14 protein-coding genes and 2 pseudogenes are annotated in these 14296 nt (G+C 58.2%); 5 read left to right on the top strand and 11 right to left on the bottom strand.

The genetic code is table 11. The features are described 5' to 3' along the window. Positions 1-80: 80 nt before the first annotated feature. From A5483_RS07400 to A5483_RS07375, 6 genes are all read right to left on the bottom strand, one after another. Positions 81-1202 carry a sodium ion-translocating decarboxylase subunit beta gene (locus A5483_RS07400; RefSeq protein ID WP_063811413.1) on the bottom strand — a complete coding sequence of 374 codons (1122 nt, stop codon included), beginning with the start codon at positions 1200-1202 and terminating at the stop codon, positions 81-83. 3 nt (positions 1203-1205) lie between these two features. After that, a complete protein-coding gene (locus A5483_RS07395; RefSeq protein WP_063811412.1) occupies positions 1206-1676 on the bottom strand; it encodes a biotin/lipoyl-containing protein in 471 nt (156 codons plus the stop codon). 2 nt (positions 1677-1678) lie between these two features. Continuing rightward, positions 1679-2041 (bottom strand): OadG family transporter subunit, encoded by a 363-nt coding sequence (locus tag A5483_RS07390; protein ID WP_063811411.1) that lies wholly within the window; start codon positions 2039-2041, stop codon positions 1679-1681. Positions 2042-2052: 11 nt separating this feature from the next. After that, entirely contained in the window at positions 2053-3630 is a 1578-nt protein-coding gene (locus tag A5483_RS07385) for an acyl-CoA carboxylase subunit beta (RefSeq protein ID WP_082864017.1), read from the bottom strand. A gap of 227 nt (positions 3631-3857) precedes the next feature. Beyond that, positions 3858-5870, bottom strand: coding sequence for an oxidoreductase (locus tag A5483_RS07380; RefSeq protein WP_063811410.1), 2013 nt, complete (start codon positions 5868-5870; stop codon positions 3858-3860). Between the two features lie 198 nt (positions 5871-6068). After that, positions 6069-6428 (bottom strand): hypothetical protein, encoded by a 360-nt coding sequence (locus A5483_RS07375; RefSeq protein WP_042843127.1) that lies wholly within the window; start codon positions 6426-6428, stop codon positions 6069-6071. 18 nt (positions 6429-6446) lie between these two features. Here A5483_RS07375 and A5483_RS07370 point away from each other — a divergent pair, with 18 nt between their 5' ends. Together A5483_RS07370 and A5483_RS12415 are read left to right on the top strand one after the other, a co-directional pair. Beyond that, positions 6447-6947 carry a GNAT family N-acetyltransferase gene (locus A5483_RS07370; protein WP_063811409.1) on the top strand — a complete coding sequence of 167 codons (501 nt, stop codon included), beginning with the start codon at positions 6447-6449 and terminating at the stop codon, positions 6945-6947. Between the two features lie 2 nt (positions 6948-6949). Beyond that, a pseudogene (locus A5483_RS12415) lies at positions 6950-7323 on the top strand (iron-sulfur cluster assembly scaffold protein); the annotation flags it as partial. A gap of 42 nt (positions 7324-7365) precedes the next feature. Here A5483_RS12415 and A5483_RS07365 read toward each other — a convergent pair. The 3 genes from A5483_RS07365 to A5483_RS07355 are packed head-to-tail and all read right to left on the bottom strand — an operon-like array spanning position 7366 to position 10018. After that, entirely contained in the window at positions 7366-7782 is a 417-nt protein-coding gene (locus A5483_RS07365; protein WP_002550008.1) for a GtrA family protein, read from the bottom strand. A gap of 26 nt (positions 7783-7808) precedes the next feature. Continuing rightward, a complete protein-coding gene (locus tag A5483_RS07360) occupies positions 7809-8993 on the bottom strand; it encodes a hypothetical protein (protein ID WP_063811408.1) in 1185 nt (394 codons plus the stop codon). Beyond that, entirely contained in the window at positions 8990-10018 is a 1029-nt protein-coding gene (locus tag A5483_RS07355; protein WP_002549988.1) for a glycosyltransferase family 2 protein, read from the bottom strand. The genes A5483_RS07360 and A5483_RS07355 overlap by 4 nt, the downstream gene beginning before the upstream one ends. A gap of 128 nt (positions 10019-10146) precedes the next feature. Between A5483_RS07355 and A5483_RS11395 the strand changes: the two are divergent. The 3 genes and pseudogenes from A5483_RS11395 to A5483_RS07340 form a co-directional block, all read left to right on the top strand. Then, positions 10147-10275 (top strand): annotated as a pseudogene (locus A5483_RS11395) (GNAT family N-acetyltransferase); the annotation flags it as partial. Positions 10276-10333: 58 nt separating this feature from the next. Beyond that, positions 10334-11932, top strand: coding sequence for an ABC-F family ATP-binding cassette domain-containing protein (locus A5483_RS07345; RefSeq protein ID WP_002550052.1), 1599 nt, complete (start codon positions 10334-10336; stop codon positions 11930-11932). Between the two features lie 68 nt (positions 11933-12000). Further along, positions 12001-12555, top strand: coding sequence for a helix-turn-helix domain-containing protein (locus A5483_RS07340; RefSeq protein WP_063811407.1), 555 nt, complete (start codon positions 12001-12003; stop codon positions 12553-12555). Positions 12556-12583: 28 nt separating this feature from the next. Here the strand turns inward: A5483_RS07340 and A5483_RS07335 are convergent, their stop codons facing one another. Both A5483_RS07335 and A5483_RS07330 read right to left on the bottom strand, forming a co-directional pair. Then, positions 12584-13405 (bottom strand): putative RNA methyltransferase, encoded by an 822-nt coding sequence (locus A5483_RS07335; protein WP_002550042.1) that lies wholly within the window; start codon positions 13403-13405, stop codon positions 12584-12586. Beyond that, on the bottom strand, positions 13402-14232 hold the full coding sequence (locus A5483_RS07330) for an SURF1 family cytochrome oxidase biogenesis protein (RefSeq protein WP_153023081.1): 831 nt from the start codon (positions 14230-14232) through the stop codon (positions 13402-13404). Before A5483_RS07330 ends, A5483_RS07335 begins: the two co-directional genes overlap by 4 nt. Positions 14233-14296: the final 64 nt, after the last annotated feature.

The raw sequence follows: 14296 nt of genomic DNA, 5'->3' as shown, positions 1-14296 counted from the left end.
CGATTCACATCAAAGGGGTGTGAATCGAGCGCGATAAGACTTTTATGAATACTTGATATATTTCGTGATCTGATATTGGATCAGAAGGTGCCCATGAGGGCGAGGACCACGCCGCCGGCCATGACAGAGGCCACCTGCCCGGCGGCATTGGCCCCCATGGCGTGCATGAGGACGAAGTTTCCGTCGTCCTCCTTGGTGACCTGTTGCTGAACCACTCGTGCGGCCATTGGGAAGGCACTGATGCCGGCGGCCCCGATCAACGGGTTGAACTTTCCGCGCGAGAAAACGTTGAGTAGCTTCCCGAAGCACACGCCTGTGGCGGTGTCCAAGATGAATGCCACCAACCCTAAAATGAGGACCATAAGGGTCTGTACCTTGAGGAATTGTTCGCCGACCATAGTTGAGCCAATAGCAAGCCCGAGAAATAGGGTAACGACGTTGTTGAGCTCGTTTTGAGACGCTCCGGTGAGTCTTTCCACGACAGCAGATTCACGCATAAGATTTCCCAGCATGAGTGAACCAATGAGGGGTAGCGCAAAAGGCACCAGAATGCCCACTGCGATCGTCGTCACTAGTGGGAAGATGATGCGGGTACGTTTGCTGATCTCGCGCTGGGAGTATGGCATGCGGATAGTTCGTTCCTTCTTTGTAGTGAGGAGCTTCATCACCGGGGGCATGATGATCGGAACGAGGGACATGTAGGAATATGCTGCGACCGTGATGGGGCCTAGAAGGTTCGGTGCCAGTTTGGCTGAGACGTAGATAGATGTGGGGCCATCAATGGCTCCGATGATGCCGATTGAGGCCGCCTCGGGGCGCGTGAAACCCAAGAAGATAGCGAGGATGAGGGTCAGGAAGATCCCGAACTGTCCTGCGGCGCCGAGTAGCACCATCTTCGGATTTTCGAGGAGAGGCCCAAAATCGGTCATAGCACCGATGCCTATGAAGATTAGGAGCGGGAACAGCTCGTTGGCCACACCGATGTTGTAGAAGGTGGTCAGCATGCCGTGATCGCCCAACATGGCCGAGACAGGCATATTTGCCAGAATGCAACCAGCGCCAATCGGGAGTAAGAGTAGTGGTTCATACTCCTTGACGATGGCGAGCCAGATCAATAGAAGACCGGCAAGAAGCATCACAAGACTCTGCCACTGCAGATTAAGGACACCTCGTAGCAGGTTGTCCCATACTTCTGGGCCCATGGTCTACGCCTCCTTGAACTGGATTAAGGGTTGGCCATATTTCACCTGGTCGCCCTGTTTGACCAGGAGCGCCTCGACAACAGCCGAGTGATCGGCGTGGAGTTCGTTCTTCATCTTCATGGCCTCTAGAACCAGCAGGGTGTCTCCTTTGCTTACGGCGGTTCCCGAGCTAGTGCGGACCTCGGCGATCACCCCGGGCATGGGGGCCGTCATCTGGCCTGCTCCTTGACTCGATGGAGTTGGGGTCGATGGTTCCGATGCGGAAAATGTCTGTGTGTTGTCAGCTGAGGAACTGCTACCACTCGGGCGGGTCACGCCGTTGGAATTGTCTACCTTGGTGGCTGCAGCGTCCTTTAGCTGGAGTGTGACCTCAAGTTGTTCCCCATCAACGGTCACCGAGAAACGCGACGTCCCGATGTCATCTACGCCAATTTCGTATGCTGTGTCATGCACTGTGACGATGTAGTGATCCATGGTCATCTCCTGGTGCGTCGCATTTGTGAGTACCGTCCCACGATGACCCACTGACTTTCCCGGGGGCGAGTCTGCAATTCCTGCTTCTGGGGAGTTAGCAGAGGGTTTTTCGATTGCGCCTGCTGGTGGGCCACGATGGCTACCGCGATGGCGGCTAGTTTGTCCTTGGGTATATCGGATTGCGATGAGGTTGGAAGAAGCTCAGGTTCGGACTTCGCTCCGATACCCGCTCGTTGCTGGCGCTTGATGGTGCGGGCGTCTAATCGACCGATCGAAACAAGAAGAAGCATGAGCAAAATGAGCATGATGAAAACCGTTCCCATGCCAAGGATCATCATCTCTAGGCTCCATGTGAAATTGGCCATGATTGGTCTCCTCACACTGGGAATAAACCGTGTTTCTTGGGAACAACGTTGACGACCTTTGTCTGTAGCAGATCAAGGGCCTGTGCCAGTTGGAACCGTGTCTCGCGCGGCTCGATGACTTCGTCGATCTGACCGATGTCGGCTGCACGGTATGGGTTGAAGAAACGTTGCCGATACTCCTGGATGAACCGCTGGCGTTCCATATCTGGGTTGCTGGCCTCACAAATTTGGCGACCATTAATCAGCGGCGCGGCACCCTCGGGACCCATGACGGCGATCTGGGCAGTCGGCCAGGCGAGGGTGACATCGGTGCCCATCTGTCGTGACCCTAAGGCCACGTAGGATCCGCCAATGGCCTTGCGGGTTACGACGGAGATCTTCGGCACGGTCGATTCACAGTAGGCGTAGATGATTTTTGCCCCGTGTCGGATGACGCCATTGTATTCCTGATCCACCCCTGGCAGATATCCTGGACAATCGACGAAGGTTATCACCGGTAGGGAGAAGGTGTCGCAGAATCGAACGAAACGACTGATCTTGTCCGAGGAATTAATGTCCAGCACTCCGGACATAAAACTTGGTTCGTTAGAGACGACACCCACAGAACGCCCTCCCAGACGGGCAAAGGCGACGATGGCATTTGGCGCGAATTCTCGGTGGACTTCAAGAAGGCTGCCGCGATCAAAGATCGTTTCCAGCACCTCCCGCATCGAGTACGCGGACCCTTCATCGGAGGGCACCACGTCGTTGAGGGCATCGTCGCGGCGATCGACGGGGTCGTTGCTAGCGATTACGGGTGCGTCCTCCTGAGTGTTTGAGGGCAAGTACCCCAGGATGAGCTGTACTAAAGCCAGGGCCTCGGCATCACAGTGAGCTCGGAAATGGGCGTTACCACTGCGAGCGCTATGCACATCCGAACCGCCGAGTTCCTGGGCGCTGACCTTCTCTCCAGTGACTGAGGCCACCACCCCAGGGCCGGTGAGGAACATGGCCGAGGTGCCGTCCACCATGACAGTGAAATCGGTGAGGGCGGGGGAGTACACCGCTCCACCGGCACACGGACCCATAATGACGCTGATCTGGGGGATGACACCCGACGCCTTGACATTTCGGGCGAACACCTCGCCATAGGCGGCCAGGCTTCGTACACCTTCCTGCACGCGGGCGCCCCCGGAGTCGTTGAGCCCCACGATAGGGATGCCACTTTCCAAGGCGAGATCCTGGATTCGATTGATCTTCTGAGCCTGCACCTGGCTAAACGAGCCACCGAGTACCGTGAAGTCCTGGGCATACACCGCAACTCGGCGTCCGTTGATCTTCCCGATGCCAGTTACGACACCGTCGCCCGGGAATCGTTTCTCTGCCATGCCGAAATCGGTCACCTGGTGGGTGGCCAGGCTGCCGAGTTCTTGGAAACTACCTTTGTCAAGGAGGGTGTCTATGCGTTCCCGAGCAGTCATTTTTCCCTTTTCGTGCTGGGATTTGATGCGCTTCTCACCTCCACCTTGACGGGAGAGCAGACGCGCCCTCTTGAATTCATCCATGGGGTTGTTTTGAGACAGTCCATCTGTCTTTTTCATGTCGGTCATCGTCACCTCGCTGTGATTCTTACCTTCGTTTGCGTCATTGCAAACATGCGACATATTAGCGGGGTTTTAGCCCCATCTTGTATATTTTCTTGTTTTATCCGTTTTCTCTCATTTTCGGGCGTTATGCCTCGATGCGGGGGCCGGGGCGTCGACTTCGGCAAGTCGGCACCCCGGGGGAGGGTAACCCCTCTGTTGGATCTGGGAGTTGGGTGGCCAGACCCCAACCGTTAGATGGTCGAGGCGACCTCGTAGGCGTCCCAGATCGCGTACATGATGTTGGCCGGCTTGCGAGCGTCACCGACGATGTTGAACGGTAGCCCGGTCGCCTCGACGGCACCACGAAGATCCTGCTCGGGTAGGTATCCGATGGCGGTGACTACCGAGTCGGCTGGTACTTCCTGCTCGTGACCGTTGAGTTCGATCAGCAGTCCTCTCGGCGTGGTGTGCAGGGCTTTGGCATCTGCCATCACCTTGACTCCGCGGAATGGCACCAAGCGACGCAACATGTCCTCGTTGGCAACGCACAACGGGGCATTACGGGCGAGAATATCGGGTTCGGCCTCGATGATCGTCACCTCGGCGTTGGCCTCCCTCATCGCGAGGGCTAGCTCACAGCCCGTCAAGCCGCCGCCGACGATGACGATTTGCCTACCCAACGCGTCGCGGTTGAGCAGAGCGTCGGTGGCGTCAATGACCTTGGCATCATCACCTAGGTCGAGTCGACGCGGCCTCGATCCGGTCGCCAGGACGACGTGATCGGCCCCGAAGGAAGCGATAAGATCAGCCGTTACGGTGGTGTTGAGTCGAATCTCCACGCCCAACTCCTCCAGGGTGGTGCGGTACCACTCCAGCAGAGCTAGGTCGTCCTCCTTGAAGGAAGGTTGACCACCCGCAAGGATGACTCCGCCAATGTGGTCGCTGGCCTCGACGATGAGAGGTTCGTGTCCGCGTTCGCTGAGAACTCGCGCAGCCTCCATGCCGGCTAGCCCGGCCCCGATGATGAGCACTCGCTTGGCGTGATGCGGTAGTACTGGGCGCACATGGGTATCGGCCTCGCGTCCGGCTTCGGGGTTCACCGAACAATTGAGGGCGGTGTACTTGCCGATGCGACCCATGCAGCCCTCCTGGCACGAAATGCAGGGACGCACCTGTTCGGGATGGCCGGTCTGCAGCTTGACGACGATGTCCGGGTCCGCCAAGGTTGGACGGGCTAGGGACACCATGTCGACGATCCCGTCAGAGACGGCATTAGCGGCAAGATCGGGATCGTCCATCCTGCCTGCGACGATGAGCGGAATGTCTGGCAGAGCCTCCTTCAGCTCGCAGGCATAGGGCAGGTACAGCCCCTTGGCCTGGTACATCGGTGGATGGTTCCAGAACCAGGAGTCGTAGCAGCCGACGTCGATGTCAAGGGCCTCGTAGCCGTAGGAGTGCAGCTGACGGGCGACCTCGATGCCTTCGGGCATGTCACGGCCGACCTCCTCGAAGTCTTCATCGGGGAGTGCGCCGACGTTCCAGTCTTTCATCATGGATTTGGGCGAGAACCGGATTTGCACCGGAAAGTCGTCTCCGACCGTCTCGTGGATGGTTTCGACAATCTCGCGCGGGAATCTCAGCCGGTTCTCGAGGGAACCGCCGTACTCGTCGGTGCGATGGTTGAACTTCTCGATGGCGAATTGGTCCAGGAGGTAGCCCTCGTGACATGCGTGCACCTGGATGCCGTCAAACCCAGCCTCATAGGCCACTTTTGCAGCGATGCGAAACTGGGAGACGATCTGGTGGATCTCGTCAATGGTGATCTCACGACAGGTGATCTTCGGATCCCACATATACGGGATTTCCGACGGGGCTGCTGGCCTTTCACCAGGGCGCAGCATGACGGGCATGATGACGCGTCCGAACCCAGCGCCGACCTGCAGGACAATGCGGGAGTCGTGGGCATGGACGCGCTCCGTCATTTCTCGCGAGGTTCGCAAGAAGCACGCCGGAGACAGTGTCGGATTAGGCAGGGTCCCACTCGGGAGGTGCTCGACTGGGTTCGTCACTTGGCAGATACCGGTAATAATAAGACCAATGCCGCCGGCAGCGCGCCGGACGTAGTAGTCGATTCCGCGTTGGTTCCAGCCACCTTCAGCAGTGGACATGCCGAATGGGGCCATCGGGGCCATGGCGTAGCGGTTCTTGACGTGGATGGAACCGATAGTCGTCGGTTCGAATAAAACTCGATGGATCTCGCTCACAACAACCTCCCCCGGCCAGCGTCGTCTGTGGCGCACTGGTACAGATGCCGTGTGCATTCTTATTGTAGTTGCTGAACGCGAACACGGTGTTGAAATCGTGTAGACGCCGCGTGAGGAGGGTGCAGGCCGCAACCTGCTTGGGGAGCCGATAGGTCAGTCAATACCTGCGTCGTCCCTTGAAGCCAAAGACGCTTCTTTCTAGACGGCGAGCCAGAAAAAAACACCGGCGATGATGAGAACAGCCGGGATGATGATGGCGAGCAGATGCCACCAACGTTTCTCTAACCAAATCTGTGTCAAGACCCCGATGATGAGACCGAGAATGGCCAGGGCGGCCACTGAACACCAGTACATGACGGGCTCACCATGTTGGCAGACTCCGGCGGCTTGATCGCACAACGACCACCACGCCAGGTAGCCGAAAATGCCTAGCCCGAGGATAGCGACGATGACACTGCAGATGACGAGGATGAGGTACCTGTGCCAGGAACGGGAGACGTCCGCCAGATCGGTGTCGTCCTCTGGTGCTGCTCGGCGTGGCGTACTCATGTCAGACATTCTGTCAAGATGTGGGGCATGATGTCTTCTTCGCCACGGGAAAATGATGCTGATGCCGTCGGAACAGGCCTTCAATCGGGCGATGTTGACCTTCGTCATGCCCACGCCATGAGCATGGATGTGACCACTCTCTACACCTGCCTGTGGCTGCGCAGCGCAGTGTTCCATGGGGAACAACGGTGCACTGAGCCAGACCTAGACGGGCGCGAACTCGAACCCACTACCGTCCTCGTGTGGGCGTCGGTCGGCGGTCGCCCGGTCGGTACGCTGCGCATTCTTGATGACCAAGACCACCTCGTCATTGGACGAGTGGCCGTTGATGTTGCCAGTCGGGGTTTGCATATTGGTCGGCGAATGATGGATCTCGCCCTCGAGATTGCCGGTGCTGATGGCCGGGAGGTTGCCCTGTACGCCCAGTCTTGCCTCGAGAACTGGTACCGCGATTTTGGATTCGTCGTTACCGGTCCGCACTTTGAGGAGGCTGGGATTGATCACGTCCCGATGGTTCTGCGTCGCTAAGGCTGCTTGAACCGGCGGGCATTTGTCCCTGGCCGCCGGAACGGGGGAAGCATCACAGCGGTCTGCGTGAGAACTATGACGCTGAGGTGACTCGGGCTAATCCGTCTTGTGAGGGTGAGTTGCTGCTGCGAGTTCGCAGGTGTCGACGTCTGTGATGTCGGATCTTGTCGTTGGTAAGACTGTTGGTGAGGCTCAGGAGCTTTATCGGGGTTTTCAGCAGATGATGCGTTCGCGTGGCAGTGTCGAGCTTGACGAGGACATTTATGAGGATGCCGTTGCGCTCGAGGGGATTGTGAAGTCCGTGGCAATCAACTGGGCGTGGTGGCCGCCATGGGGCCTGGAGCGCATCACTGACGATGGTCGGGCGCAGCTCCAGCGTTGCGTCCACCTGGATGCGCTAAGTGGTGGGTCAATCCATTCACGATCCTGCAGATTGATGGGGTTCGCCAGGACGCTCCACCTGCGTGCGGCCCGCCAAGACGAATGTCGTCGCGATATAGGTGAACGGAACTGCGACGGCGGTTGCGACGAGTGTTGCGTATTTTGGACTTACTCCTGCCCACCGCACCAGAGCTGCTGACCCGAATGTCGTGATGAACAGGTTGATGAGTGTTGTCGCTGGGAATGCGATGAAACGCCGCCACGTCGGCTTCACGTGGTAGGTGAATGCGCAGTTCGCAAAGAAACTTATGATGATGCCGACGCAGAAGGCAGCGATGTGAGCTGCGAGATAAGGCAGGAACCACAGAAGCAATCGGTAGACGATGTAGTACACGGCTGTGTTCAGCAAACCGACCAGGCCGAATCTGATCAGGCGTGCGACGTTGGCTTTCACATGGCGACTGTTTGTCTCGGATGAACTCATGACTTGTGGATCGGTGCCGTGGTTTCCCGCAGTAGCAGAGCCAATCCGACGAGAATGCTCACCGATAGTTCTTTGCTACCTAAGGGGAATGTGCTGTGGAATAGGTTCCGGGCGTAGTCGAACGTCAGCGGAACGTAAATGAGTAGGAGCAGCCACCAGTTGCGCCAGCGATTTTTCATCACCCAGATTAGAAGGAAGATCTCACCAGGGAAGAAATAGCGTCCGCGCATCGTAGGGAGCAGGAACGGAATGGCGAGTAGAACGAATGCTGACAGGCACAGAATGGTGTTTGTGTCCAGCTGTCCGCAGTGAATTTTTACGACAGCAGCCAGAATGAAAAAGATGATGCCCAGTGCCAGCCAGAGTGAGGCGTGACCGATAATTTTGGCATTCGGCCCGAACCAGGACATGAAATTTGGCGCATTAGTGGTGAAGAACTGGGACCCTTGGCCAACGTACGCCCCAAAAGCCGATGCCAGTGGTCGTCCGGCCGCCACTGCAGGAAGAGGAGCCAGCACGGGGGGGACTACTGCCCACGCTGGTGCCCACCAGTGTTGGCGGCGGTCTATCAGCCAGAGCACGCCGAGCAAGGGGAGCAGAAAGACGGCTTGCAACTTGAAGGAGAAGGCGACTCCGAACCAGAACCATGACCAGGAGAACTGGCGACGAATGAGCATTGTGACGCACAACACGAGAAAACTGGTGTAGATGATGTCGCACTGTCCCCAGACCGCGCTGTTGAGCCAGCCATTCGGCATGAGCAGGGTGAGAACCCCCGCCCCTGCGGCTATCAAGGGGGATGAGTGGAGCGACCGGAAGAGGAACATGATCGCTGCCGCGAGAACGAGGTCGAAAAAGATTGAGATCCCCTTGACGAGAGCCAGTGGCGGAATCCCAGCCCTGGCTCCTGCCCACAACAAGTAAAGGTAAGGGAAGTTGTAATCCGCGAACTCCGTGCGGAAACCGCTGAACCCGTATGTACTGAGATGCTCATACCATTTTCTCAGAAATATTTGATAGTCAGCGCTATGGAAGCGGACGACCGTTTTGCGGATGAGCAATGAGCAGAGCGTCGCCGCAGCGAGGAAAATCCACCCCAACACGTTGACGTTGAACCGGGCAATCGTGGTGTAGGTCGGCTCGGGTTTGTCATGAGCAGATATTCGAGTGAGCCGTCTCACGGGGTGTCCTTGAGGTTGGAGTAATGGGAGATGGGGGATGGTGGATTGCTCTCGGTATCACTGCGGTACGCGCTGCTGGCGTGGACGGTAGCGCCGCCGCGGCTAGCAATCGTGCTGATTTCGTACAGCGGACGACCCTTCACCTGGCTATAAATTCGTGCGAGATAGCTGCCGATGATGCCGAGCATAATCATCTGGGCGCCGCTAAAGAACATGATAGTGATGATGGTGAACGTCCAACCGTTCACCACTTCCTGCGGGGAGAGAAACTTACGTAGCAGCGCATAGATGATGCCAATGAGGGAGGCCAGCGACACCACTGTCCCGATCTTCGAGATCAGCCGCAGAGGCGCATCGGAGAATCCGATGATGCCATCGGTGGCAAAGCGAATCATCTTCTTCAAGGGATACCCAGTGGCCCCGGCATGGCGTGCGTGACGATCGAACTGCACAGCCACTTGGCGGAAACCGATATAACTAACCATTCCGCGTAAGAACCGATCGTGCTCTCGATACTTTCGCAGCTCCACAACAACTCTCTTGTCCAAGAGCCGAAAATCTCCGGTATTTCGCGGAATGTCGACGTTCGATATGCTGTGGAGCACCCGGTAGAACATGGTGGCGGTGAATTTCTTGAATGCGGAATCTTGACGGGTTCGTCGCTGCGCGTAGACGACGTCGTACTCCCCGGTTTGCCATTTCTCGATGAGCTCCAAGGCCACTTCGGGAGGATCCTGTAGGTCGGAATCCATGATGACGACCGCATCACCGTCGGCATAGTCGAGCCCTGCTGTCACGGCAAGCTGATGTCCCCAGTTTCGCGACAGATTAATGATGACAACTCGTTCGTCCTGCTCATGGAGGGCTAAAAGTTTCGTGAGCGAACTATCCTTGCTCCCATCGTTGATGAAGATGAACTCAGAGCGAAAAGGCTGCCCCTCCACGAGCTGACTCATCTGTGAGTACAACTCATCAATATTGCCCTCTTCATTGTAGATGGGGAAGATGAATGATACCAATCTCACGGCACTCAAGGTTATCAGACTAGCAACCAGAACAGTGTCATAACGGTGACGATCCCGTTACTTGAGCAGACTGCGATGATCGTGTTGATGCGTCTGTGGAGCCACTCTTGTAGCAACATGTCGATGGCGGCCGGGAGGTTGCCCTGTACGCCCAGTCTTGCCTCGAGAACTGGTACCGCGATTTTGGATTCGTCGTTACCGGTCCGCACTTTGAGGAGGCTGGGATTGATCACGTCCCGATGGTTCTGCGTCGCTAAGGCTGCTTGAACCGGCGGGCATTTGTCCCTGGCCGCCGGAACGGGGGAAGATGGCCCGGTGCTGCAGGTCAAAGATGTGGAGGTGCGAGTCGGAGCTAGGCTCCTGCTCAACCCGGTGAGTTTCCAGGTAGCTACTGGGGACAAGGTCGGTTTAGTGGGTCGCAATGGCGCCGGCAAGACGACCCTAACGCGTGTCTTGGCCGGTGAAGCCCTTCCCGCAGCAGGATCAGTACGTCGTACCGGCGAACTCGGCTACTTGCCGCAGGATCCCCGCGATCCAGACATGGAAACGATCGCGAGGGCAAGGATTCTGTCAGCGCGCGGCCTCGACCACATGTTGGAGCGAATGCGCACCCTGGAACACCAGATGGCCAACGGTTCTGAGGAGGACCGAGCCGTCGCGATGGACAAATACGCCAAAACCGAGGACCGCCTCATTGCGGCTGGTGGGTATGGCGCCTCCGCGGAAGCTGCCAGAATTGCGTCGAACTTGGGGCTTGACGACCGCGTTCTTTCTCAGCCGTTGAAGAACCTCTCGGGGGGTCAGCGCCGTCGCGTCGAACTGGCGCGCATCCTCTTTTCCGGAGCGGACACCCTGCTCCTTGATGAGCCCACTAACCACCTAGACGCTGACTCCATCGTCTGGTTGCGTAGCTTCCTGCAGTCCTACTCGGGTGGGGTCCTGATGATCTCCCACGACACTGAGCTAGTGGAGGCCACCGTCAACAAGGTCTTCCACCTCGACGCCAATCGGGCCACTCTCGACATCTATTCCATGGGTTGGAAGCTCTACCTTGAGCAGCGAGCCGCTGATGAGAAGCGCCGTCACAAGGAGAGAATTAACGCTGAACGTAAGGCTGCCGCCCTCCAGGCTCAGGCCGACAAACTGCACGCGAAGGCGACCAAGGCCGTCGCGGCACAGCAGATGGCTCGGCGCGCCGAGAAATTACTCGCGGGAGTTGAGGGAGAGAGGGCCGTCGATAAGGTAGCCGCCATCCGCTTCCCCGATCCGGCCCCGTGCGGTAAAACCCCGCTCACAGCACGCAACCTCACCAAAACTTACGGCTCGTTGGAGGTGTTTGCCGGGGTAGACCTCAATATCGACCGTGGATCCCAGGTGGTCGTCCTCGGGCTTAATGGTGCTGGCAAAACGACTCTGCTGCGGATCCTGGCGGGTAAGGAGACCCCAGACACCGGAGAGGTGATCGCCGGGCACGGGCTCAAACTCGGGTACTTTGCCCAGGAGCACGATCTACTCGACATGGACCGCACCGTGCTGGAGAACATGGCCAGCTCTGCGAGTGACCTCAATGAGACCGAGATGCGCAAAGTACTCGGTTCCTTCCTGTTCACCGGTGACGATGTGCATAAGCCGGCCGGGGTGCTTTCGGGTGGCGAGAAGACACGTCTGGCTCTGGCGACTCTGGTCGTCTCTTCGGCCAACGTGCTGCTCCTTGATGAACCAACAAATAACCTCGATCCGGCTAGCCGAGCACAGGTTCTCGACGCTATCGGAAACTTCGGTGGCGCTATTGTCCTCGTCACCCACGACGAGGGAGCGGTCCATGCGCTGGACCCCGATCGTGTGCTCGTCCTGCCCGATGGCACCGAAGATATGTGGAGTGCTGACTACGCCGAACTCATCAGTCTGGCCTGATACCGCGTCGTGCGCAGCCTCGCCATGCCGTAGCATGAGAATGCGTGGGTTGGTGTCGAGGAGGGTTGATGGTCGCACGTGCGCCTAGGCTGGTCGGTGAGGCCAGACAAGCGGTGGCCGAGGAATTGGCGGGTCGCTACCACGATGGCGTGTCCATCCGATCCCTGGCACGCGAATCCGGTCGGTCCTACGGGCTAGTGCAAAAATTGCTGCGAGAGGTCGGCGTTGAATTTCGGCGCCGCGGAGGCGCTGATCCGGCATCCCCGGAGACGAAGGCTGAACGCGAGACCGTTGAGAAATCGCAGGAGGTCGACCAACAAGACTCGGTTGATTCGAATACCAATGGTGGTGGGACCTCGCCGAGCCCTGAAGACATTGACGCTTTGAAATTGGCTGTTGAGGCCGCCGTCGCCCGGGCCGAAAAAGCCGATCGCAAAGCACACAAGGCTGAGAAAGCCCTGCGCAAATTGCGTCGCGCCGGGGCAGGAAAGTCTCGTCGCAAGAAGGCCAAGCCGACCCTCAACAAGCGTCGGGCTAAGGCCGAAAAGGCTGATCGCAAGGTACGCAAGGCGCGTCGTCGGCTAGACAAGGCCGAGCACAGCATCGATAACCGCCAGTTTTGAGGGTGGTTCTTTCCGGCAGGAACCCCGCTCACCGGGGAGACAGAACCGTCACTTCCACAGCTGACGTGACGGACATGGCATCGACACGAACGTTGTGGATGTGGTGGGCGCTAGGCCCCATTGCCACAGCGTCAGAGGCCGTCTGTTTGTCCAGAGGAATGTCCGCTCGCACCTCTTCATGGCCGATAACGGTAAACCGTGATGCCAAAGCTGCCATGAGCTCGTCGTGCTTGTGGGGCTGGATGCCGATCATCCCGGTGCGTTCACGCAGCTGTTGCAAATGGTCAGGTAGCGGGGTGACGACGACGAAGATCCCGTCAGGTTTCATGATGCGCGCGAACTCGTCACGGTTGCGAGGCGCAAAGACGCACAGCCCAGCATCTATACAGCCAGTGCGGATAGGCAGCCCAGCCCAGGTATCGGCAACCACTGCCGCCATCCTAGGATGAGCTTTCGCCGCCCGCCGGATAGCTGCTTTCGAGACGTCAGATGCCAGACCGTGGGAATCGGGGTGGGCCTCGAGAACCTGGGCCAGATGGTGACCGGTTCCAGCTCCTACTTCCACAATGCGATCTCGGTCGGTGAGAATCTCGGCCAGCCGAGCATCAAGGTCACGGAACAGCCCGGCGTCCAACACTCTTTGGCGGGCAGCGATCATCTCGACGGTGTCCGCATTAGCACCGGCCGGGGCGCTTGTCATGGTGACGTAGCCCTGCTTGGCGATATCGAGACAGTGGTGCTCGGGGCATCGCAGCGACCTCCCCTCACGGGCCAACGGGTTTTCACAGCCGCGCCGCTGACAGGTGGGGCAGATCAGCCACGGCAGGACTACGGAAAGTGTCGGCGTCACGTGTGGGCCCCTGGTGTCTTCGCGCCGCGGTTGTGTGACGCGTCATGGCGATTCGGTTCCGGGCCGCTGACAGCTCGCTGAGCGGCTGAACGAGCCGCTTTGGCCCGGCGTTTGCGTCGGTCCTTAATATCCCCTCGGATCAGGACGAACAGTCCAATGACCGCGATAGCCGTGAAACAGAACCACTGGATGGCATAGGACAGATGGGGGCCATCGTCGAGTTTCGGAAGCTCGTTGGGAACCAGATCACGCTGTGCTGGTGCCATCGACGTTGTTGAGATGTATCCGCTGACGTATATAATCCCCTGCGCCTTACCGATTGCGTCGGAGTTAATGAGACGAACCTTGCCCTCCACGGGGTCGGTGGCGGTGGGTTTCCCGTGCTCATTACCTTTGACGAGGCCAGTTACTGTCACGACTCCGTTGGGGGCTGGAGGTAGGGTCTGCGCGTCGCCCTCATGTGAGGAGCGCTTGAGGAAACCACGATCAATGAGGACGTGGCGGCTGTCCTTCGTGACGATGGGGGTAACGATTTCTGACCCATTGTCATCGTCGTTGCTCCGGTAGCGCACTTGGAGTTCGTGTGCGGTATCGAAAGTGCCAGTGATGGTGACGGGTCGCCACTGTTGCTGTGGCGTCACCTCGTGGTCGCCCATGAGAGTTGACCATTCGACCGGCGGTTTGCTGTGGTTGGTGCGGATGATGTTGTTGGCCTCGCGACGCCCTGACAACCGGTGCAGCTGCCACTGTCCCAGCCGGATCATGACCAGGCTCAGGACAATGACGAGCAGTGTCAGCGCCACCCATCTCACCCACAGCTTCTTCACGCTGTCGAGCCTAGTTGGTCGATTCCCAGTAATGCCCCACGACTGGGCTTTGCTATTTGTTGCG

The organism is Cutibacterium namnetense, assembly GCF_001642025.1.
Lineage (GTDB): Bacteria > Actinomycetota > Actinomycetes > Propionibacteriales > Propionibacteriaceae > Cutibacterium > Cutibacterium namnetense.
Note: the sequence above shows the minus strand (reverse complement) of the source record. Positions and strands in the feature narration are given on the sequence as shown.